Raw genomic sequence first — 22,061 nt, forward strand, 5'->3', positions numbered from 1 at the left:
GTTGCATTTATGCCTTTAAGAGTAATTTTGATCACAAGACGTTTATAATGTAAGGAGGATGTCCAATGTCTCGTCTGACCATCGAAGAAGAGCAGATATATTGGGAAAATTGGGTTGATTGCAGGGATCCGCAAGCCGGGGACATTTTAGTTAAGAAATACACCCCTCTCGTATCGTATCATGTTCAACGCATTTCAGTAAGCCTTCCTAAAAATGTGAGCCGGGATGATATAAGGAGTTTAGGGATGATGGGATTATTCGATGCCCTGGAACGTTTTGAGACGAAGCGTGACCTGAAATTTGATACATATGCTTCATTTAGAATTCGTGGTGCTATTTTAGATGGATTAAGAAAAGAGGATTGGCTTCCACGGAGTGCAAGAGATAAAGCCAAGAAAATTGAATCTGCAATAGAAAAGCTAGAACAGCGATATATGAGAAACCTTTCTCCAAACGAGATTGCTGCGGAATTGAATATTCCGGAAGATGAAGTATATGCTGCGTTAAATGGGAATTTCTTTGCCAATGTACTTTCGATGGATGAAAATCCCCAAGAACAAGACGACAAAGAAAGCACGAATTTTCATATTAAAGATGAAAAGGCGGATTTACCTGAGGAACATGTTTTAAGGGAAGAACTGTATGTGGAATTAGCCAAAGTCATAGAAACGCTTAATGAAAAAGAACAGTTGGTTTTACAACTTTTTTATAAAGAAGAACTGACATTAACCGAAATCGGACAAGTGATGAGCCTATCTACGTCTCGGATATCCCAGATTCACTCGAAAGCGATATATAAATTAAGAAACTCGATGCAAAATTAAAAGAATTAATCATATTTTGTTTGAAAAGGGAATGGAGCCAGAGATGCATCCTGTTGATCATAGATCCGGTTGAACGAAAAATGCCTTCTTTAAAGTCAGGGGCAGCCCTGAAAGGACTTAGGAACCCATCACTTCAATAAATGTTTCGAAATCACAGAATTTCGAACTGAACTTGGTCACGAAGAGCAGTTCAAGTGTCCCTTACTCCGTAAGGTAATCATAAATATTATTAAGAAGTCCAATGAGAACTCACTTTCAGCTCGGTTTTGTCTGGTTATTGGAAATGGAAAGGCGGTTTCCATATGAGTTTAAAAGCGATTGAGATGCAAATTGCAATCCCACGAACACAGGATGCAGGGAAAATCCAAGAGCAAAATCAACAAAAGAATTTAATCCAACAAGATCATGCTGCCCATCAAGTCCAAAAGGATTCAGAACGAAAACAAAGGACCGTTGTAGGTGAAGAACGAAAGCTTCCGGCCCATTTTTATGAAAAGGCTCTTTTCGTAAAGATTGTTGTTTTTAAAACGAAACTATTTAAGGTTGATTGGAGCGGAAGTGCGAGACTCCTGCGGGAGCAGCGGGACAGGTGAGACCCCACAGGCGTTTACGCCGAGGAGGCTCACCGCCCGCCCCGCGGAAAGCGAGCATCTGGAGGGGAAATCAACCACAACTCAATACCTGGTAAATAGCAACAAAGTATGTGAAAACAGCCTATGAAAAAGAAAGAAATGCAGACAAGGGACAGTCTCAAAAAAAATATAAACAGAAAGAAATCCCCCAAAAAACAACATTGAAAAATGATCCCCATCCGTATAAAGGAAACTGGATTGACTATTCCGGTTAATTAGGAGGCAACATGTCAGTATTTTTTATGTTTCTGTTGTTTGTATTAAATATATTCACCATTTTCGCCATCATCGTTTTATATCTTCGGCAAAACCGTTTAAGTAAGGTGGAAAAAGACCAAAAAGCCATAATTGATGAAATGGAACAACTTTTGTCTGGTTTTTTGATTGAGATGAAACAGGACAACGAGATATTGGTAAAGGCATTCACCAATTCGGTTGCAATGGATTCCGAGCATGATCAAAAAATAAAAGAACATGGCGCAATTAGAGAAACCATGGAAGATAAAGAAGTAAAACAAGAACAAAACATGCTGAAAGAGTATAAAGAGGGAAGAAGTGCCGCGACTAAAAAGCAGGCGACCAACGCTTACAAAATAATGACTGAAGACGATGAGGATAATGCTTTACCCGTAATAGTTGAGGACAAATTGGAACTTTCATCAGCTGCCACCACCCTTCCGAACGAGGGGAAGGCGACGGGTAAAGAATTTGCGGACATGTTACAGGCCTCGGTAAATGAACATTCATTAAATGAACAAGTAGATATGTTAGCTGATCAAGGTCATTCAATTGAAGAAATCGCCAAAAGGCTAGGTCGCGGTCAAACGGAAATAGAGCTATTACTAAAGTTTCGCATGAATAGATAGATATTACTTGATTGAGAAGAATCATTATGGTATATTATGAAATGGTGTTAATACACACGCCCCGTGATTCTTGCAGATGGTGCTGTTTCGACAGTTTCTGTATGAAAATGATCGGTGCGGAGGAAAAACAAAACCATTTAGGAGGAACTAAAATGTCAGTCATTTCTATGAAACAATTGCTTGAAGCTGGTGTGCATTTCGGACACCAAACACGTCGCTGGAACCCGAAAATGAAGAAATATATCTTCACTGAGCGTAACGGCATCTACATCATCGACCTTCAAAAAACAGTTAAAAAGGTTGAAGAAGCTTATAACTTCGTGAAAGAACTAGCTGCTAACGGTGGAACTGTTCTTTTCGTTGGTACTAAAAAACAAGCTCAAGAATCTGTTAAAGAAGAAGCTATCCGTTCTGGTATGTACTATGTAAACCAACGTTGGTTAGGTGGAACTTTAACAAACTTTGAAACAATCCAAAAACGTATTACTCGTCTTAAAGATATCGAAAAAATGGAAGCAAACGGAACTTTCGAAGTCCTTCCTAAAAAAGAAGTTATCCAACTTAAAAAAGAATGGGATCGCTTAGAAAAATTCTTAGGCGGAATTAAAGATATGAAGACTCTTCCAGATGCGATCTTCGTTATCGACCCTCGCAAAGAGCGTATTGCTGTTGCGGAAGCACACAAATTACACATTCCACTTGTAGGTATCGTTGATACAAACTGTGATCCGGATGAAATCGATGTAGTTATTCCTGCGAATGACGATGCAATCCGTGCTGTTAAATTATTAACAGGTAAAATGGCAGATGCTATCTTAGAAGCTAAACAAGGCGAAGAAACAGCAACTGAAACAACTACTGCTTAATAAGCAAAAAAGGTTGCTTATTCAGTAAGAAAAAAGGTGATAAGAGGATAATGCCTTTTATCCCTTTTTTTTGCACTAAATAAGCGTACATAAATCACTGTACGGAATGTTTTTTAAAAGGTATAGTCGATTTTTAAGGAAAAGAAATCATTAAGTATTTAGTTCCGTCAAATTGACTGACTAAGTGGATGGCTTTTCTGGAATATTGCCTTTGCTCGTTATTTTCTTTGATGATAACAAGTATTTTTTGGTAAAAATGGGTAAAGATTGAATAAACTGCATTTAATTTGAGGAGGATATATATTATGGCAATCACTGCACAATTAGTTAAAGAATTGCGTGAAAAAACTGGTGCCGGTATGATGGACTGTAAAAAGGCACTTGTACAAACAGAAGGCGATATGGAAAAGGCAATCGATTTCCTACGTGAAAAAGGAATTGCAAAAGCTGCTAACAAAGGCGACCGTATTGCTGCTGAAGGTTTAACTTCAATCGTTGTAGAAGGAAACCAAGCGGTTATTCTTGAAGTGAACTCAGAAACAGATTTCGTTGCAAAAAACGAAGGATTCCAAACACTTGTTAAAGACTTGGCTTCATTCCTTCTTGCTAACAAACCTGAAAGCGTTGAAGTTGCTCTTGAACAAACAATGGAAAATGGAGAAAAAGTTGCAGATCATATCAATGCTGCAGTTGCTAAAATCGGAGAAAAATTAACTCTTCGCCGTTTCCAAGTTGTTACTAAAACAGATAACGACGCATTTGGTGCATACCTTCACATGGGTGGACGTATCAGCGTACTATCAGTTCTTGAAGGTACAACTGACGAAGATGCAGCAAAAGGCGTTTCAATGCACATCGCTGCAATTAACCCTAAATATATCTCTCGTGACCAAGTCGATGCTAGTGAATTAGATCGCGAACGCGAAGTTCTTACTCAACAAGCGCTTAACGAAGGTAAACCAGAAAAAATCGTTGCAAAAATGGTTGAAGGACGTATCAATAAATTCTACGAAGAAATCTGTGTGAACGAACAAGCTTTCGTTAAAAACCCTGATCAAAAAGTGGGACAATTCGTTGAATCAAAAGGCGGAAAAATCCAATCATTCGTTCGTTATGAAGTAGGGGAAGGTCTTGAAAAACGTCAAGAAAACTTTGCTGAAGAAGTAATGAACCAAGTTAAAAAAGACTAATTGTCAGATAATTAATAATAGGGAACACTCTGGTGTTCCCTATTTTTTGAAATGTCATGAATTTTTGGTAATATTGCAAGAAAGCATGATGAACGAATGAAAAGATTACATAGTTGGAGGTTCTCATGAGTAACGCTAAATATAAACGTGTAGTTCTAAAATTAAGTGGCGAAGCATTAGCCGGTGAAGAAGGATTTGGAATTAACCCTGCAGTAATTAAATCTATTGCTGAACAAGTCAAGGAAGTGGCTGAGCTTGATGTGGAAGTGGCTGTTGTGGTTGGCGGCGGAAACATTTGGCGCGGCAAAATAGGCAGCGAAATGGGCATGGATCGTGCTAATGCCGATTATATGGGGATGCTGGCTACAGTCATGAACTCATTGGCGTTACAAGACAGCCTTGATCAGCTTGGAATTGAAACGCGTGTACAAACTTCCATCGAGATGAGACAAGTTGCAGAACCATACATTAGACGACGTGCAATCAGGCATCTAGAGAAAAAGAGAGTGGTGATTTTTGCAGCTGGTACAGGTAATCCATACTTCTCAACGGATACCACTGCCGCCCTGCGTGCTGCTGAAATTGAAGCTGATGTCATCTTGATGGCGAAGAATAATGTGGATGGCGTATACAATGCAGATCCGGTTAAGGACAAAAATGCAGTGAAGTATGATACGCTTTCCTATCTTGATGTGATTAAAGAAGGCTTAGAAGTAATGGATTCGACCGCGTCCTCACTATGCATGGACAATGATATTCCATTGATCGTCTTCTCGATTATGGAAAAAGGTAATATTAAACGGGCCGTACTAGGCGAAACGCTTGGAACTATTGTAAGGGGGAAATAAAAGATGCCGAAACAAGTTATTTCGAATGCGAAAACGAAAATGGAAAAAGCCATTGGAGCGTATACACGTGAATTAGCCAGCATCCGTGCCGGAAGGGCAAATGCCTCATTGCTTGATAAAATCTCGATTGATTATTATGGTTCGCCGACACCGGTTAATCAGGTGGCTGGTATTTCTGTCCCGGAAGCTAGGCTTTTAGTCATTCAACCATATGATAAAACGGTATTGGGTGAAATCGAAAAGGCGATTTTGAAATCAGACTTAGGCTTGAATCCTTCTAATGATGGTTCAATCATCAGGATAGCCATCCCCGCGTTAACTGAAGAACGCAGAAAAGAACTTGTGAAAGTTGTTAAAAAAGAAGCGGAAGAAGCGAAAATAGCTGTCCGTAATGTGCGTCGCGATGCTAATGATGATTTGAAAAAGCTTGAAAAAAATGGTGAAATCACTGAAGATGACTTACGTGGCTATGCTGATGACATCCAAAAGATGACAGATGGCAATATCACGAAAATCGATGATATTACAAAAGATAAAGAAAAAGAAATTTTGGAAGTATAATTTTACTTAAAGAATTGATTAAATAAAGAGGGCCGAATCCATACTGGGTCATGTCTTGATTCTAACATATAGGTGTGCTTAAAAGAGAAAACTGTTATAATAAGGTTTCTCCGATAATGATTACTCCTTGAGTTAGTATGTAGCATGCAAACGTTGGAGGTGGTCCTTTTTTTGCATTTTTCACGGTAATCATAACCGGTTTTAGAAAAAAAGAAGTAATGATTTCTCCCTTTCTAGCTTCTAATGAAGAAATAATTTTCATAATAATAATATGAGAACCAGTTTTTTTTTGATATTATGATATAGATTCTTTTTAAGCGGCAGAAAGCTTGATATACATAGTGCACGTTAACTTTGCCTTTGTAGAGAGATAAGTACAACCTGATGGGGGACTAACATATGTATTCACTATGGAAGCGTTTCGTTAAAAAAGATGCTTCTTCCGATGTAACTAATAGGATTCAGCATATTAAACAGTTTGATGTTCCTCAGCATATCGCCATCATTATGGATGGAAACGGCCGCTGGGCCAAAAAGCGTGCATTGCCACGTGTGGCAGGTCATCATGAAGGAATGAAAACCGTTCGTAAAATTACGAAAGTTGCCAATAAATTAGGGGTCAAAACTTTGACAGTCTATGCGTTTTCCACTGAAAATTGGAAACGCCCGAAAAGTGAAGTCGACTTTTTGATGAAGCTTCCCCAGGAATTTCTTGGGACATTTTTACCCGAGCTCATTTCTGAAAATGTAAGAGTTGAAACGATCGGGGACCTGTCACTCATTCCCTCACATACTCAAAATGCCGTTAAACGGGCAATGGAAGACACGAAGGATAATGATGGGATGATTCTGAATTTTGCCCTGAACTATGGAAGCCGTGGGGAGATTGTATCTGCAGTGAATAGCATTATTCAAGATGTTAAGAATGGTATAATAAAGGAAAATGCAACAGAGGAAATTATATCCAGTTACCTGATGACCAAACATTTGTCGGATCCTGATTTACTGATCCGTACAAGTGGTGAAATCCGTTTGAGTAATTTCATGCTTTGGCAGGCGGCTTATACTGAGATGTGGTTTACTGAGGTGCTATGGCCGGATTTTAGTGAGGGGCATTTATTGCAGGCAGTTGAGGAGTATCAAAAACGTTCACGAAGATTCGGTGGCGTTTAATTTAGAAGGCGAGGAAAATGGAATAATGAAACAACGAATTATTACGGCGGTCGTAGTTGCCGCTATCTTCATTCCACTAGTCATTTTAGGGGGAGTTCCCTTTTTACTGACAGTTTATCTGTTAGGGTCCATTGGTTTGTATGAACTGATGAAAATGAAAAATTTACGCGTTGTATCTTTTGAGGCGTTACTTTCTCATATATTATTGTGGGTACTTTTATTGCCTAATGAACATACCGCTTTTTTAGCAGAAATAAATTACGATAAAGTGCAAGTCTTCTTAATCGGGGTTTTGCTGCTGTTACTTTATACAGTTGTTTCTAAAAACCGTTTTACTTTTGATGACGCAGGCTTTTTAGTGATTTCAATCTTATACTTGGGAATGGGTTTCTACTTCCTATTTGAAACACGTGACTCTTTAGGACTGGGTCTGATTTATATCTTGCTTACCCTATTCACGATTTGGGCAACCGACTCCGGAGCTTACTTCATAGGTAAATCACTTGGTAAAAGGAAGCTATGGCCAGAAATAAGTCCAAACAAGACTGTGGAAGGATTTATCGGCGGATTATTTTCTGCGATGGTAGTGGGTGTGCTATTTTACATCTTCTCGAGTCTTGACTACACGTTATTACAATTATTATTGATTTCATTAATCATTGGGGTATTCGGCCAATTGGGGGATCTCGTCCAATCGGCGTATAAACGTCATTATGGGGTTAAGGATTCCGGCAATCTTCTCCCGGGACATGGCGGAATTTTGGACAGGCTTGATAGCTTGATATTCATTTTACCGATTTTGCATTTATTGCATGTTTTATAATATAAAAATAGGCAGTGTTATATGAATTAGGAGATGAGCAATTTGAAAAACATCAGCCTTTTGGGCGCGACAGGTTCGATTGGTCAACAAACAGCGGATGTGGTGAGGTCACATCCTGACCAATTCAAGATAGTGGCTCTTTCTGCTGGAAAGAATATAGAATTGGTCAGGACTTATATACAAGAGTTTGAACCGAAACTAGTTTCGGTCCAGACGGAAGAAGATTATCATGTTTTGAAAAGTGAATTCTTCAGCCGCAAAGATATCGAGTTCATGTATGGCGATGAGGGACTGTCTGCTGTTGCTGTATATGATCAGGCGACAATATTGGTCAATGCCGTCATCGGAAGCGTGGGCCTTTATCCGACGCTTCAAGCGATAAAGGCTAAAAAAGATATTGCTATCGCCAACAAGGAGACTTTGGTAACGGCAGGTCATTTGGTCATAAGTGAAGCTAAAAAAGCGGGGGTTCGTTTGCTGCCGGTTGACAGCGAGCATTCCGCTATTTTTCAGGCATTGCAGGGTGAAAAGGAAAAAAATATAGAACGTCTTGTCATTACTGCTTCAGGTGGCAGTTTTCGCGATCGGACCAGGGAAGAATTGAAGGATGTAACGGTGGAAGAGGCATTGAACCATCCGAACTGGTCAATGGGAGCTAAAATCACGATTGATTCAGCATCAATGATGAATAAGGGTTTGGAAGTGATTGAGGCCCACTGGCTATTTGATCTTCCATACGATAAAATTGATGTATTGCTACATAAGGAGAGTATCATCCATTCCATGGTTGAGTTTCATGACTCCAGCGTGATTGCACAACTGGGAACACCGGATATGCGAGTGCCGATTCAATATGCACTTACTTATCCGGACCGTATTCCGTTGGCAGGACGCAAGCGCCTGAATTTGGCTGAAGCAGGCAAACTGCATTTTAGCGATATGGATTTCACTAGATATCCTTGTTTGCAATTCGCCTATAAAGCGGGTAAAATGGGCGGAACGATGACTACCGTGCTGAATGCCGCCAATGAAGCGGCAGTCGCTGCTTTCTTATCTGGAAAGGTATCCTTCCTTGAAATTGAAACGTTAATTGAAAGAGCGCTGAATCAGCATTCCGTGATGGCCCTTCCGGATTTAGAAACGATTCAGGAAGTGGATAATATGACAAGGCAGTATATAGAATCTTTAGTGAAAGATAGGTGACCGGAACATGCAGACTTTAGAAACGATTATAGCGTTCATCATCATTTTTGGCGCTCTTGTATTTTTCCATGAGCTTGGACACTTAGTGTTTGCAAAGCGTGCCGGAATTTTATGCCGTGAGTTCGCAATCGGTTTCGGCCCAAAAGTATTCACATATAAAAAGAAGGAAACCGTTTATACCATTCGATTGCTTCCGCTGGGCGGGTATGTGCGTATGGCTGGTGAAGATGCAGAAAATATAGAATTGAAGCCCGGCTATCGAGTAGGATTGATGTTTGATAATGAAGAGAATGTTACAAAAATCATTTTGAACAATAAAGATAAATATCCTGATATTCGTCTTGTAGAAGTTGAAGTGATCGACCTTGACCATAAGCTTATCCTTACTGGTTATGAAGAAGGTGAGGAAGATAATTTAAAAACGTTTACCATTCATGAAGAAGCGGTAATCGTTGAAAATGGTGTAGAGAACCAGATTGCTCCATATGACCGGCAATTTGCTTCAAAGTCGCTTGGGCATCGCTTCCTGACGATAGTAGCTGGACCAGCAATGAACTTTGTTTTGGCTTTTGTCATTTTTGTGTTGATCGGCCTGTTTCAAGGGGTCGTGGTGGATGAAGCGAAACTTGGTGAGCTGACTGCAGACGGTTCGGCTGTTAATGCCGGGTTAAAATCTGGTGATGTCATTCAATCCATAGAAGGGACGGAAGTCTCATCTTGGGAAGATGTTCAGGAAAGCATTCAAAAGAACCCTGGGCAAGAGATCGAGTTTGTCGTGGACAGGGACGGGAAAACGTTAGAAGTGCCGGTCATTCCACAAGAAGTGGAGAGGGAAGGTAAGAAAATCGGGATTATCGGAGTTTACCCTCCAGTTGAAAAAGCACCGATTAAAGCTATACAATACGGTTTTACGGAAACATATTTTTGGACAAAACAAATTTTCATCATCCTTGGTGACCTCGTAACAGGTGGATTTTCGATTGACAGCCTATCCGGTCCTGTAGGAATATATAAATCAACTGAAGAAGTAGCGAAACAAGGTTTATTCACGTTAATGAAATGGGCAGGGCTGCTGAGCATTAACTTGGGAATCATGAACTTGCTGCCGCTACCGGCATTGGATGGAGGAAGACTGTTATTCTTTGTTGTCGAATTCTTAAGAGGAAAACCGATCGATCGCCAAAAAGAAGGAATGGTTCACTTCATCGGCTTTGCTTTGCTGATGTTATTGATGATAGTCGTTACATGGAATGACATTCAGCGGTTCTTCTTATAAGACATGTTTGGATAAGGTAAAACAGGCCAGCAGATTTTTCTGTTGGCTGTTTCTTATCTCCAAGAAGGAATAGCCATTTCCTAGTTTTTTAACCGTTTTAGGGAAATAGTTTGTTTTCTAAGGAAATCGTAAGTATAATCGAGAATGAGTATATTAAATTAGCTTTTCTGAATAGCGCAGAAAGACTTTTTTGTATGATATGACCGTATTCATGCTGCAGTATGAATTTTACCGCAGCCGCAGTTTAATTTAAAGGAAATATTGAAGAGGTGCAGATATGAAACAAAGTATGACGTTAATCCCTACATTGAGAGAAGTGCCTGCAGATGCTGAAATCAAAAGTCATCAGCTTCTATTACGTGCAGGATTTATGAGACAAAACTCCAGCGGGGTTTACAGTTTTATGCCGCTTGGAAAAAAGGTGCTTCAAAAGGTTGAAGCGATCGTTCGGGAAGAGTTGGAGAATGCTGGTGCAGTAGAATTATTGATGCCTGCTTTACAACAAGCTGAATTCTGGCAGGAATCTGGACGCTGGTATACCTATGGTCCAGAGTTGATGCGCCTTAAGGACCGCAATAACCGTGAATTTGCGCTAGGTGCCACACATGAAGAAGTGATAACCAGCTTAGTTCGTGATGAGGTGAAATCATACAAGCGTCTTCCTTTAACGGTTTACCAAATCCAAACCAAATTCCGTGATGAAAAAAGACCGCGTTTCGGATTGTTGCGTGGACGTGAGTTCATCATGAAGGACGCTTATTCTTTCCATGCCAATCAAGAAAGCCTGGATGCTGTTTATAAAAATATATATGCGGCATATTCAAATATATTTAGCCGTTGTGGGTTGGACTTCCGTGCCGTCATTGCTGATTCTGGGGCGATGGGCGGAAAGGATACACACGAATTCATGGTCCTATCCGAAATAGGGGAAGATACCATCGCCTATTCTGATACTTCCGAATATGCAGCGAATATTGAAATGGCACCGGTGAGTGTAAAATATGAAAAAAGTTCCGAAGCACAAATTGCACTTGAAAAAATTCATACACCTGGCCAAAAATCTATTGAAGACGTGACTTCATTCTTAAATACAGATGCAGAGAAACTAATCAAATCGCTATTATTTAAAGTGGATGAAAAGTATGTGCTTGTATTGGTACGAGGGGATCATGAAGTAAATGATATCAAGCTGAAGAATTTCTATAACGCTTCAATCGTTGAATTGGTCGATCCGAATGAAACGAAAGAAGTCTTAGGATGTGCAATTGGATCCCTTGGACCAATCAATGTCACTTCTGAAGTGGAAGTGATAGCCGATGTTGCCGTAGAAGCTATGGTTAATGGAATCTGTGGTGCAAATGAAGAAGACCATCATTATATGAACGTAAATCCCACTCGTGATTTTAACGTGGACAATTTTATAGACCTTCGTTTCATTCAAGAGGGTGACCCATCACCGGACGGAAACGGAAAAATTAAATTTGCCAAAGGAATTGAGGTAGGCCACGTATTCAAGCTGGGAACAAAATATTCCGAAGCTATGAATGCAACATTCCTAGATGAGAATGGACGGTCTCAGCCTATGATAATGGGCTGTTATGGAATTGGTGTTTCACGTACGCTTGCAGCTGTAGCTGAACAATTCAACGATGAAAAAGGATTGGTCTGGCCAGCGAATTTAGCACCATACCAAGTCCATTTGATTCCAATCAATATGAAGGATGAGGCTCAGGCTGTCCTGGCAGAAGATTTGTATAATGATCTAAAGGCACAAGGCATGGATGTTCTTATGGATGATCGTCAAGAACGTGCTGGCGTAAAATTTGCCGACTCTGACCTGATCGGTCTTCCTGTCAGGGTGACGGTCGGTAAAAAGGCATCCGAGGGAATCGTCGAAGTGAAAATCCGTAAAACGGGTGAGGTTCTTGAAATAGAAAGAGCTGAACTTATTCAAAAGCTTCAAGAAATACTTGGGTAATTTTAAAAATTGGGGAATTAGGCATCATTCAATTGGATGATGCCTTTTTTTTCATGGATTTAGATACTAGTGAAACACTCGTGATATGTTATAATAGCCTCTGATATCATAGTGAAAATGATAATGAATAATATCTTAGAGATAGTAGATAGGGGAGAGAGGAAATGGATCAAAATCCAAATAGCGGTAGAGAGAGATTTCAACTCTTGCTCCAGCAAATGGACTTGACTGAGGATGCCTTTGTGAATTATTTCATAGGTGCCGAAATTGATAAACTCTCAATCGAGAGGGAGTCCAAAAAATGGCATTTTACCTTTAATATACCTGCATTAATTCCTTGCAGTGTTCATACAAGACTTGCTACTCAATTAGCAAGTACGTTTTCCCATATTGCGAAGGTAACGTTCAACTTAAATGTGGCCAATCCGCAAGTGACGGAACAATTGGTAAAAGAATATTGGAAAAACTGCATTGGCGAGCTTGAAGGAATGTCTCCAGCCCTGTTGTCACTTCTGAATGAACAAGAGCCCGCAGTGAATGGATATAAACTTATCGTAAGCGCCCGGAATGATACGGAGGCTGGCCAATTGAAACGTAAGTACTCCGGCATCATTTCGAATATCTACCAAACTTTCGGTTTTCCCCCGTTGACTTTGGAAGCGGAAGTGAAGGAAACGGTTTCGAATCCTGATTACCAGAAGTTTTTAGAAGAGAAACAAAAGGAAGACGCGGAAAAGGGACTTGCTGCCTTAGTGGAAATGCAGAAAAAAGAATCGGAAAAAGGCGGCGACGAAGGCGTCTACGAAGGACCGGTTAAAATTGGCTATACGATTAAAGAAGATGCGGATTTCCGCAGAATCGAACAGATTATCGATGAAGAACGCAGGATTGCTGTCGAAGGTTTCGTGTTTGATGCAGAAGTCCGTGAGTTACGCAGCGGACGGAGCCTCTTGACGTTTAAAGTCACGGATTATACAAGCTCAATATTAGTCAAAATGTTTTCGCGTGATAAAGAGGATGCTGCCATACTTGCCCGAGTGAAAAAAGGGATGTGGGTACGTGCCCAAGGCAGTATCCAAAATGATACATTCGTACGTGACCTGGTAATGATCGCAAATGATATAAATGAAATTTCTAAACAAGGACGGCAGGATAAGGCACCTGAAGGTGAAAAGCGTGTAGAACTGCATATGCATACCCCGATGAGCCAGATGGATGCAGTGACGCCTACTTCTGCTCTTGTTGCCCAGGCTGCCAAGTGGGGGCATAAGGCTGTTGCCATTACGGATCACGCAGGTGCACAATCATTCCCTGAAGCTTATAGTGCCGGGAAAAAGAATGGTATTAAAATCCTTTATGGCGTCGAAGTGAACCTTGTGAATGATGGGGTGCCCATTGTTTATAATGAGGCGCATATTCCTTTGGCAGATGCCACCTACGTTGTGTTTGACGTAGAGACGACTGGTCTGTCAGCTGTTTATGATACGATCATTGAATTTGCTGCAGTGAAAATTCGTGACGGGGACATCATTGATAGATTTGAGTCATTTGCGAATCCGCATCACCCATTATCCAATACGACGATAGACTTGACTGGAATCACTGATGATCTCGTGGAAAATGCTCCAGAAGTCTCGGAAGTACTAGAAAAGTTCAAGAACTGGGCAGGCGATGCGATCCTTGTTGCCCACAACGCAGCCTTCGATATGGGCTTTTTGAATATAGGTTATAAAAACATGGGATATCCTAAAGCTTCCAATCCTGTTCTTGATACATTGGAACTTGGCCGTTTCTTATATCCGGAGTTTAAAAACCACCGGTTAAATACATTATGTAAAAAGTTCGATATTGATTTGACCCAGCATCATAGGGCCATTTATGATGCCGAAGCTACAGGTTACCTTATGCTGAAGATGCTGAAGGATGCAATGGAAAAAGAGATTACCCATCATGATCAGCTTAATGACAATATGGGTAAAGGAAACGCTTATCAGCGTTCCCGGCCATCCCATTGTACGTTGATCGCGCAAACACAGGCTGGCTTAAAAAACCTTTTCAAGTTAATTTCAATATCGCACATCGATTATTTTTATCGTGTTCCCCGGATACCGCGTTCACAACTTAAAAAGTATCGTGAAGGAATTTTGGTCGGATCGGGATGCGATAAAGGGGAAGTTTTTGAAGGGATGATGCAGAAGGGGTTTGAGGAAGTCGTCGAAATCGCAGAATTCTACGATTATCTTGAAATTCATCCGAAGGAAGTATATCAGCATCTGATTGATCTTGAATATGTCCGGGATGATAAATCGTTAGAAACGATCATCTCCAATATCGTCAAGCTTGGTGAAAAATTGGATAAGCCAGTCGTAGCGACGGGAAATGTACATTATTTGGATCCGAATGATAAAATTTACCGGAAAATCCTTGTGAATTCACAAGGTGGAGCAAACCCGCTGAATCGTCATAAGCTTCCTGACGTACATTTTCGGACAACTGATGAAATGCTACGGGAATTTTCCTTCCTTGGTTCAGAGAAAGCCAAAGAGGTCGTGGTAACTAACACCAATAAAATCGCTGATATGATTGATGAAATCAAGCCAATCAAGGATGAGCTATATACACCTAAAATTGAAGGTGCCGAAGAAGAGATGCGTGAGATGAGTTATGGCATGGCAAGGAAGATCTATGGAGAGAACCTGCCGGAAATCGTGGAAGCCCGTCTTGAGAAAGAATTGAAAAGCATCATTGGCCATGGTTTTGCCGTTATTTATTTAATTTCTCATAAACTAGTAAAAAAATCATTGAATGATGGTTATCTCGTTGGCTCAAGGGGATCGGTTGGATCATCTTTCGTTGCCACGATGACTGAAATTACGGAGGTAAATCCTCTTCCGCCACATTATGTATGTCCGGAGTGCAAGAAATCCGAATTCTTCAATGACGGTTCTGTAGGTTCGGGGTTTGACCTCCCAGATAAGGACTGTCCCGAATGTGGCATAGCTTATACAAAAGACGGGCATGATATCCCGTTTGAAACCTTCCTTGGATTTAAAGGAGATAAGGTTCCTGATATCGATTTGAACTTCTCTGGTGAATATCAGCCAAAGGCCCATAACTACACTAAAGTCTTATTCGGTGAAGAATATGTATATCGTGCGGGAACGATTGGTACTGTCGCTGAAAAAACGGCTTATGGATATGTAAAAGGGTATTCCGCTGATAATAACATCCATATGCGCGGAGCTGAGACTGATCGACTTGTTGCCGGTTGTACTGGGGTGAAACGGACGACAGGACAGCATCCAGGCGGAATCATCGTTGTTCCTGATTATATGGATATTTATGATTTCACACCTATTCAATTCCCTGCTGATGACAGGAATTCCGAATGGAAAACAACTCACTTTGATTTCCATTCCATTCACGATAATATTTTGAAACTAGATATCCTTGGACATGATGATCCGACTGTGATCCGGATGCTTCAAGACTTAAGCGGCATCGATCCAAAGACCGTTCCCACAGATGATCCTGAAGTAATGAAAATATTCAGCAGTACCGAATCTTTAGGAGTTACAGAAGAACAGATCATGTGTAAAACGGGTACGCTCGGCATTCCCGAATTTGGAACGCGTTTCGTCCGGCAGATGCTTGAAGATACGAAACCTACGACATTTTCCGAGCTTGTTCAGATCTCAGGGCTTTCTCATGGTACCGATGTGTGGCTGAGCAATGCACAGGAACTGATCCACAACCGGATATGCACACTAAGTGAGGTTATAGGCTGTCGTGATGATATTATGGTTTATCTGATTTATCAAGGACTCGATCCATCCCTAGCGTTCAAAATTATGGAATCTGTACGTAAAGGGAAAGGGCTCTCAGAGGAGTTTGAAGAGGAAATGAGGAAAAATGAGGTGCCGGAATGGTACATCGATTCATGTAAGAAGATTAAATACATGTTCCCGAAAGCCCATGCTGCAGCATACGTCTTAATGGCTGTCCGGATAGCCTATTTTAAAGTGCATCTGCCTTTATTGTATTATGCAGCCTATTTCACAGTGCGTGCCGATGATTTTGAAATCGATGCCATGACACGGGGGCCGCAAGCAATAAAAACAAAAATGGAAGAAATCACCGTAAAGGGATTGGATGCATCCACAAAGGAAAAGAATACATTGACGGTTATTGAACTAGCTTTGGAAATGTGTGAACGCGGATATGCGTTCGCTAAAGTGGATTTGTACAAATCAAGTGCTGATCAATTCTTAATTGAAGGAAATACTTTGATACCGCCTTTCAATTCAATACCTGGTCTTGGAACGAATGCCGCCATCAATATCGTCAACGCACGCAAGAATGGTGAATTCCTCTCGAAAGAAGACCTACAACAACGGGGGAAGGTTTCGAAGACCATCCTTGAATACCTTGATAAACAAGGCTGTCTGGAGTCATTGCCTGAACAAAATCAGTTATCATTATTTTAAAGAGGAAACTGTTGTCAAAAAGGAAGAAACAGACATGGTATTTGCATAAATATCTTGATTATGGTATATTTTTATTGGAAATACTAAGAGGAACCAATGGCAAGAGTGGGGAAACCCACTCTTTCGTGTTGTATTGACCATTTAATTTTGAATCCGAAACCAAGCGCATACAACGCACGTATGGAGGAAACAAATGAGTAAAAAGGTAACGGAAGTTGTAGAGGAATTTGCATTACCAATTCTTGAAGAATTGCAGCTTGAATTAGTCGAAGTGGAGTATGTGAAGGAAGGTAAAAGCTGGTTCCTTCGAGTGTACATTGATAAAGAAACAGGCGTAGATATTGAAGATTGCGGAAATGTGAGTGAAAAACTCAGTGAAAAGCTTGATGAGGTTGATCCGATTCCACAAAATTATTTTCTCGAAGTTTCATCTCCCGGAGCTGAAAGGCCTCTGAAAAAAGAGAAGGATTTCCTTAAAGCTATCGGTAAAAATGTTTACATAAAAACATACGAGCCCATTTTAGATGAAAAAGAATTCGAAGGAATCTTAACCAGTTTCGATGGTAAAGAAGTGACACTCGAAGTCAGAATCAAGACAAGAAAGAAAACCATCGTCATACCATTCGAAAAGGTGGCCAAAGCAAGATTGGCGATTACCTTCTCTTAAGTCAAGCAAATCATTAATTTAAATATCCGTAAGGGGGATCACCATGGGCAATGAGTTATTGGATGCTCTCTATATTTTAGAAAACGAAAAAGGAATTTCCAGGGAAGTTTTGATCGACGCGATTGAAGCTGCTCTTATATCGGCATATCGCCGTAACTTTAACCAAGCACAAAATGTACGTATCGACTTGAACCTTGGTAAAGGAACTATGCGTGTATTTGCCAGAAAAGACGTTGTTGACGAAGTATTCGATTCACGTCTGGAAATTTCTGTTGAAGAAGCAAGAGCAATTGATCCCAACTACCAGTTAGAGGATATTGTCGAAATGGAAGTAACACCAAAGGATTTCGGCCGTATTGCTGCACAAACTGCAAAACAAGTCGTTACTCAAAGAGTGCGTGAAGCAGAACGAGGCATCATTTATGCCGAATTCATTGATCGGGAAGAGGATATCATGACTGGCATCGTTCAACGCCAAGATTCACGATTCATCTATGTGAGCCTAGGTAAAATCGAAGCTTTGCTCCCGGTGAATGAGCAAATGCCGAATGAACAGTATAAACCTCATGATCGCATTAAAGTTTTCATCACTAAAGTTGAAAAAACTTCTAAGGGCCCGCAAATTTTTGTATCCCGTTCACATCCTGGCCTTTTAAAACGTTTATTCGAAATCGAAGTGCCTGAAATTTTTGATGGAACAGTAGAAATTAAGTCAGTTGCCCGCGAAGCAGGCGACCGTTCAAAAATCTCCGTGCACTCAGATAACGAAGAAGTCGATCCTGTCGGTTCATGTGTAGGCCAAAAAGGACAACGTGTTCAGGCCATCGTCAATGAGTTGAAGGGTGAAAAAATCGATATCGTTAAATGGTCGGAGAATCCGGTCATTTTCGTTGCGAATGCTTTAAGCCCTTCAAAAGTACTTGAAGTTATCGTAAAAGAAGAGGAAAAGGCGACGACTGTGATCGTTCCGGATTATCAACTTTCCCTGGCAATTGGTAAGCGCGGACAAAATGCCCGTTTAGCTGCCAAACTTACAGGCTGGAAAATTGATATCAAGAGTGAAACGGAAGCCCGCGAAGCTGGTATTTATCCAGTGGAAGAACAGGAATTCCTTTTGAGCAGAGATAGTTATGTTAATGAAGAGGAAACAGATTTCGAAGAGGATAACGAGTAATTCAGAGGTGAAAAAAGATGAATAGCCGAAAAAAAATCCCGATGCGTAAATGTGTGGCTACAGGTGAAATGAAGCCGAAGAAAGAACTCATTCGCATCGTTCGATCTAAAGAAGGGGAAGTCAGCCTTGATCCGACCGGAAAGAAATCGGGAAGGGGAGCTTATTTGACTCTTGATCGGGATGTTATCGAGCTGGCCAAAAAGAAAAACGTGCTGGCTAATCACCTTAGTACCCAAATCGATTCTTCCCTTTATGAACAATTGCTTGAATTAGTGAATAAGGAGAAAAACTAACACCATGACCCAACAACAATGGATGTCTCTATTAGGTTTGGCCAATCGGGCACGCAAGCTAATTTCGGGTGAAGAATTAGTGGTTAAAGAGATTAGAAGCGGTAATGCCAAAGTTGTTATTTTATCCGCGGACGCTTCAAAAAACACTGAAAAAAAAATATCTGATAAGTGCGCATTTTATCAGGTTCCTTTAAAAAGAGTCGAAAGCAGGTCTATGCTCGGCCATGCGATAGGTAAGGATGCTAGAGTTGCCGTCGCAGTTCTGGATGAAGGTTTTGCACAAAAACTCCGAACGCTGCTCGATTAAATTTTACGGGGGTGAACGTATGACAAAATTGCGTGTATATGAATATGCAAAACAAAAGAACGTTTCAAGCAAGGATGTAATAAATAAACTTAAAGAAATGAATATAGAGGTAACAAACCATATGACAGCATTAGACGATTCAACTGTAAATAAATTAAACGATTCAATTAAACCTAAAAACGAAGATAAAAGCCAAGCTGCTGAACCAAAGGCAAACGCTACGGTTGCGAAGTACGAAGCTGAAGCGGATGAAAAGAGCACAGTTAATAAAGAAAAACTGAAGAAGAAACCACCAGTTAAACCTGTAGGTACGAAAAAACCAACGGGGCAGTTTAACAGGGGCCGCAATAATAAGAATAAAAATAATAAACAAAGACAACAAGCCCCACAGGCTCCCGTTACAAAGCGTAAGGAAAGAGAACTTCCAGAGAAAATTACGTTTTATGAGTCTTTGACCGTTATGGAACTTGGTAAAAAACTTCATCGTGAACCTTCTGAAATCATTAAAAAGCTCTTTATGCTTGGTGTTATGGCTACAATCAACCAAACTTTGGATAAAGATGCAATTGAATTGATTTGTACAGAATACGGTGTAGTGGCCGAAGAAGAGATTCGTGTTGACCTTACCGACCTTGAGTCACTAGTCACTGAAGACGCTTCTGAAGATTTGATTGAACGTCCGGCTGTCGTAACGATCATGGGGCACGTTGACCATGGTAAAACGACATTGCTTGATTCTATACGCCATACAAAAGTTACAGAAGGCGAAGCAGGCGGAATAACTCAGCATATCGGTGCTTATCAAGTTAAAGTAAACGATAAGAAAATAACATTCCTAGATACACCAGGCCATGCTGCTTTTACAACAATGCGTGCCCGCGGTGCACAAGTTACTGATATCACGATCCTGGTTGTTGCGGCGGATGATGGTGTTATGCCTCAAACGATTGAAGCGATTAACCATGCTAAAGCGGCAGAAGTACCAATTATCGTCGCTGTCAATAAAATGGATAAAGAAGCTGCCAATCCGGACCGTGTCATGCAAGAATTGACTGAACATGGTTTAGTTTCTGAAGCTTGGGGCGGAGACACAATTTTCGTACCAATTTCAGCTAAAAACGGTGAGGGTATCGATAGCTTGCTTGAAATGATTCTTCTTGTCAGTGAAGTGGAGGAGTATAAAGCGAATCCATCTCGTAAAGCAAATGGAACGGTTATTGAAGCGCGTTTGGATAAAGGTCGCGGATCGGTTGCTACTTTGCTTGTTCAAAACGGTACGTTGAAAGTCGGAGATCCGATTGTTATCGGTAATACATTCGGCCGTGTCCGTGCTATGCTTAACGATCTTGGACGCCGTGTTAAGGATGCAGGTCCTTCAACACCGGTTGAAATCACTGGATTGAACGAAGTACCACAAGCCGGTGATCGTTTCATCGTCTTTGAAGATGAGAAAACGGCCCGTCAAGTTGGGGAAGTGCGTGCACAGAGACAACTTGCTTCACAACGTAATGAAAAATCCCGTGTAACGCTTGATACATTGTTCGAGCAAATGAAAGAAGGGGAAATTAAAGAATTGAACATCATTCTAAAAGCGGATGTTCAAGGTTCTGCGGAAGCAGTAGCCGCTTCCCTGAATAAAATAGAAGTGGAAGGCGCTAAAGTGAAAATCATTCACACTGGCGTCGGTGCAATTACAGAGTCTGACATCATCCTTGCTACAGCTTCCAATGCAATCGTCATCGGATTTAACGTCCGTCCTGACGTGAATGCAAAGCGTGCAGCTGAATCAGAAAATGTTGATGTCCGCCTTCACCGCATCATCTATAAAGCGATCGAAGAGATCGAGTCGGCTATGAAAGGGATGCTTGACCCTGAATTCGAAGAAAAAATTATCGGTCAGGCTGAAGTTCGTACTACTTTCAAAGTATCTAAAGTAGGTACGATTGCCGGTTCATATGTCACAGAAGGAAAAATTACACGTGATAGCGGTATTCGCTTAATTCGTGAAGGTGTCGTCATTTACGAAGGTGAAATTGATGCATTGAAACGTTTTAAAGATGATGTAAAAGAAGTGGCAACGAATTATGAGTGCGGTATTACCATTAAAAATTACAACGACCTTAAAGAAGGCGATGTAATCGAAGCTTATGTAATGGAAGAGATTGAACGTAAATGATCGTTGGCTCTGTCCAATGTGAATGCATCATCCATGACACCCATTCTTTGAAAGAAAAACGGGCCGTGCTTCAGCGTGTCATGACACGGCTTAAACAGAAGTTCAATATTTCTGTAGCCGAGACCGATTTTCAGGATTTATGGCAGCGGACAAAGATTACTATCGTAACCGTAACATCCTCAAGGAAGGCTACAGAGCGGGAACTTCAAAATGCCCTTAAATTTCTAGATTCTTTTCCGGAACTAGAGCGAACAATAACAGATATAGACTGGCTTTAGGCTATCGAGGTGATATTATGAGCCTTCGTTCAAATCGTGTTGGCGAACAAATGAAAAAAGAGCTGAGTGAAATTATCGGCCGAAAAATTAAAGATCCAAGAATCGGATTTGTAACTGTGACGGATGTTGAGGTTACAGGCGATTTACAGCAGGCAACAGTTTATATTTCCGTTTTGGGTGACCAGGAACAACGGGAGAAAACCCTGCAAGGCCTAGCAAAGGCAAAAGGATTCATGCGTTCAGAAATTGGGCAAAGAATCCGCCTGCGCAAGACCCCAGAGTTGTTTTTTGAATTTGATGAATCAGTTGATTATGGTAATCGTATCGAGTCGTTGATTTCCCAAATCAATTCAGAGGACAAACCGGCTGAAAAAGACGAAGAATAAGCAAGCAGTAAAAGGAGGCCGACTCAAAAAGTGCTTTGCACTTCTTGAAGTCG

20 protein-coding genes are annotated in these 22,061 nt (G+C 40.8%); all 20 read left to right on the top strand.

Annotated elements, in window-relative coordinates; translation table 11 throughout:
* The first annotated feature begins 65 nt into the window (after positions 1-65).
* The 20 genes from N9I19_RS01505 to rbfA all read left to right on the top strand — a co-directional run bounded on the left by N9I19_RS01505 (position 66) and on the right by rbfA (position 22,008).
* On the top strand, positions 66-824 hold the full coding sequence (locus N9I19_RS01505) for a FliA/WhiG family RNA polymerase sigma factor (RefSeq protein ID WP_317776804.1): 759 nt from the start codon (positions 66-68) through the stop codon (positions 822-824).
* 302 nt (positions 825-1,126) lie between these two features.
* Entirely contained in the window at positions 1,127-1,417 is a 291-nt protein-coding gene (locus N9I19_RS01510; protein WP_317776806.1) for a hypothetical protein, read from the top strand.
* A 266-nt stretch (positions 1,418-1,683) separates the two neighbouring features.
* A complete protein-coding gene (locus tag N9I19_RS01515; RefSeq protein WP_317776808.1) occupies positions 1,684-2,322 on the top strand; it encodes a hypothetical protein in 639 nt (212 codons plus the stop codon).
* Between the two features lie 152 nt (positions 2,323-2,474).
* A complete protein-coding gene (gene rpsB, locus N9I19_RS01520) occupies positions 2,475-3,188 on the top strand; it encodes a 30S ribosomal protein S2 (protein WP_056526825.1) in 714 nt (237 codons plus the stop codon).
* 305 nt (positions 3,189-3,493) lie between these two features.
* Positions 3,494-4,378, top strand: a complete 885-nt coding sequence (tsf, locus tag N9I19_RS01525) for a translation elongation factor Ts (protein WP_061462433.1) — start codon at positions 3,494-3,496, stop codon at positions 4,376-4,378.
* 125 nt (positions 4,379-4,503) lie between these two features.
* Positions 4,504-5,226 (top strand): UMP kinase, encoded by a 723-nt coding sequence (gene pyrH, locus N9I19_RS01530; protein ID WP_317776810.1) that lies wholly within the window; start codon positions 4,504-4,506, stop codon positions 5,224-5,226.
* 3 nt (positions 5,227-5,229) lie between these two features.
* Complete coding sequence (frr, locus tag N9I19_RS01535; protein ID WP_061462435.1) at positions 5,230-5,787, top strand: ribosome recycling factor; 558 nt, start codon at positions 5,230-5,232, stop codon at positions 5,785-5,787.
* A 399-nt stretch (positions 5,788-6,186) separates the two neighbouring features.
* Complete coding sequence (gene uppS / locus N9I19_RS01540) at positions 6,187-6,960, top strand: undecaprenyl pyrophosphate synthase (protein ID WP_089362492.1); 774 nt, start codon at positions 6,187-6,189, stop codon at positions 6,958-6,960.
* A 25-nt stretch (positions 6,961-6,985) separates the two neighbouring features.
* The gene (locus tag N9I19_RS01545) at positions 6,986-7,783 is read left to right on the top strand and encodes a phosphatidate cytidylyltransferase (RefSeq protein WP_317776811.1); all 798 of its coding nucleotides are present in this window, start codon (positions 6,986-6,988) and stop codon (positions 7,781-7,783) included.
* A gap of 42 nt (positions 7,784-7,825) precedes the next feature.
* On the top strand, positions 7,826-8,986 hold the full coding sequence (gene dxr, locus N9I19_RS01550; RefSeq protein ID WP_061462437.1) for a 1-deoxy-D-xylulose-5-phosphate reductoisomerase: 1,161 nt from the start codon (positions 7,826-7,828) through the stop codon (positions 8,984-8,986).
* A gap of 7 nt (positions 8,987-8,993) precedes the next feature.
* Positions 8,994-10,262: an RIP metalloprotease RseP gene (gene rseP, locus N9I19_RS01555; RefSeq protein ID WP_317776812.1), complete on the top strand. Its 1,269-nt coding sequence runs from the start codon at positions 8,994-8,996 to the stop codon at positions 10,260-10,262.
* A gap of 277 nt (positions 10,263-10,539) precedes the next feature.
* Positions 10,540-12,240, top strand: a complete 1,701-nt coding sequence (locus N9I19_RS01560; protein ID WP_317776813.1) for a proline--tRNA ligase — start codon at positions 10,540-10,542, stop codon at positions 12,238-12,240.
* 164 nt (positions 12,241-12,404) lie between these two features.
* The gene (locus tag N9I19_RS01565) at positions 12,405-16,727 is read left to right on the top strand and encodes a PolC-type DNA polymerase III (protein WP_317776815.1); all 4,323 of its coding nucleotides are present in this window, start codon (positions 12,405-12,407) and stop codon (positions 16,725-16,727) included.
* A gap of 193 nt (positions 16,728-16,920) precedes the next feature.
* Positions 16,921-17,394, top strand: a complete 474-nt coding sequence (gene rimP / locus N9I19_RS01570) for a ribosome maturation factor RimP (RefSeq protein WP_061462441.1) — start codon at positions 16,921-16,923, stop codon at positions 17,392-17,394.
* Between the two features lie 43 nt (positions 17,395-17,437).
* Complete coding sequence (nusA, locus tag N9I19_RS01575) at positions 17,438-18,568, top strand: transcription termination factor NusA (protein WP_061462442.1); 1,131 nt, start codon at positions 17,438-17,440, stop codon at positions 18,566-18,568.
* Positions 18,569-18,585: 17 nt separating this feature from the next.
* Complete coding sequence (gene rnpM / locus N9I19_RS01580; RefSeq protein WP_061462443.1) at positions 18,586-18,861, top strand: RNase P modulator RnpM; 276 nt, start codon at positions 18,586-18,588, stop codon at positions 18,859-18,861.
* Positions 18,862-18,865: 4 nt separating this feature from the next.
* Positions 18,866-19,168, top strand: a complete 303-nt coding sequence (locus N9I19_RS01585; protein WP_057913377.1) for a YlxQ family RNA-binding protein — start codon at positions 18,866-18,868, stop codon at positions 19,166-19,168.
* 19 nt (positions 19,169-19,187) lie between these two features.
* Positions 19,188-21,344, top strand: coding sequence for a translation initiation factor IF-2 (gene infB / locus N9I19_RS01590; protein WP_061462444.1), 2,157 nt, complete (start codon positions 19,188-19,190; stop codon positions 21,342-21,344).
* On the top strand, positions 21,341-21,622 hold the full coding sequence (locus tag N9I19_RS01595) for a DUF503 domain-containing protein (RefSeq protein ID WP_057913375.1): 282 nt from the start codon (positions 21,341-21,343) through the stop codon (positions 21,620-21,622). Before infB ends, N9I19_RS01595 begins: the two co-directional genes overlap by 4 nt.
* A 17-nt stretch (positions 21,623-21,639) precedes the next feature.
* A complete protein-coding gene (gene rbfA, locus N9I19_RS01600; protein WP_061462445.1) occupies positions 21,640-22,008 on the top strand; it encodes a 30S ribosome-binding factor RbfA in 369 nt (122 codons plus the stop codon).
* Positions 22,009-22,061: the final 53 nt, after the last annotated feature.

The sequence above is a fragment of the Peribacillus sp. CSMR9 genome, from assembly GCF_033141925.1.
Classification (GTDB): domain Bacteria; phylum Bacillota; class Bacilli; order Bacillales; family DSM-1321; genus Peribacillus; species Peribacillus simplex_A.

What these genes read in the sequence shown, in the direction of transcription:
- N9I19_RS01505 (WP_317776804.1), top strand. Translation starts at nt 66, where the DNA reads ATGTCTCGTCTGACCATCGAAGAAGAGCAGATATATTGGGAAAATTGG.
- N9I19_RS01510 (WP_317776806.1), top strand. Translation starts at nt 1,127, where the DNA reads ATGAGTTTAAAAGCGATTGAGATGCAAATTGCAATCCCACGAACACAG.
- N9I19_RS01515 (WP_317776808.1), top strand. Translation starts at nt 1,684, where the DNA reads ATGTCAGTATTTTTTATGTTTCTGTTGTTTGTATTAAATATATTCACC.
- rpsB (WP_056526825.1), top strand. Translation starts at nt 2,475, where the DNA reads ATGTCAGTCATTTCTATGAAACAATTGCTTGAAGCTGGTGTGCATTTC.
- tsf (WP_061462433.1), top strand. Translation starts at nt 3,494, where the DNA reads ATGGCAATCACTGCACAATTAGTTAAAGAATTGCGTGAAAAAACTGGT.
- pyrH (WP_317776810.1), top strand. Translation starts at nt 4,504, where the DNA reads ATGAGTAACGCTAAATATAAACGTGTAGTTCTAAAATTAAGTGGCGAA.
- frr (WP_061462435.1), top strand. Translation starts at nt 5,230, where the DNA reads ATGCCGAAACAAGTTATTTCGAATGCGAAAACGAAAATGGAAAAAGCC.
- uppS (WP_089362492.1), top strand. Translation starts at nt 6,187, where the DNA reads ATGTATTCACTATGGAAGCGTTTCGTTAAAAAAGATGCTTCTTCCGAT.
- N9I19_RS01545 (WP_317776811.1), top strand. Translation starts at nt 6,986, where the DNA reads ATGAAACAACGAATTATTACGGCGGTCGTAGTTGCCGCTATCTTCATT.
- rseP (WP_317776812.1), top strand. Translation starts at nt 8,994, where the DNA reads ATGCAGACTTTAGAAACGATTATAGCGTTCATCATCATTTTTGGCGCT.
- N9I19_RS01560 (WP_317776813.1), top strand. Translation starts at nt 10,540, where the DNA reads ATGAAACAAAGTATGACGTTAATCCCTACATTGAGAGAAGTGCCTGCA.
- N9I19_RS01565 (WP_317776815.1), top strand. Translation starts at nt 12,405, where the DNA reads ATGGATCAAAATCCAAATAGCGGTAGAGAGAGATTTCAACTCTTGCTC.
- rimP (WP_061462441.1), top strand. Translation starts at nt 16,921, where the DNA reads ATGAGTAAAAAGGTAACGGAAGTTGTAGAGGAATTTGCATTACCAATT.
- nusA (WP_061462442.1), top strand. Translation starts at nt 17,438, where the DNA reads ATGGGCAATGAGTTATTGGATGCTCTCTATATTTTAGAAAACGAAAAA.
- rnpM (WP_061462443.1), top strand. Translation starts at nt 18,586, where the DNA reads ATGAATAGCCGAAAAAAAATCCCGATGCGTAAATGTGTGGCTACAGGT.
- N9I19_RS01585 (WP_057913377.1), top strand. Translation starts at nt 18,866, where the DNA reads ATGACCCAACAACAATGGATGTCTCTATTAGGTTTGGCCAATCGGGCA.
- infB (WP_061462444.1), top strand. Translation starts at nt 19,188, where the DNA reads ATGACAAAATTGCGTGTATATGAATATGCAAAACAAAAGAACGTTTCA.
- N9I19_RS01595 (WP_057913375.1), top strand. Translation starts at nt 21,341, where the DNA reads ATGATCGTTGGCTCTGTCCAATGTGAATGCATCATCCATGACACCCAT.
- rbfA (WP_061462445.1), top strand. Translation starts at nt 21,640, where the DNA reads ATGAGCCTTCGTTCAAATCGTGTTGGCGAACAAATGAAAAAAGAGCTG.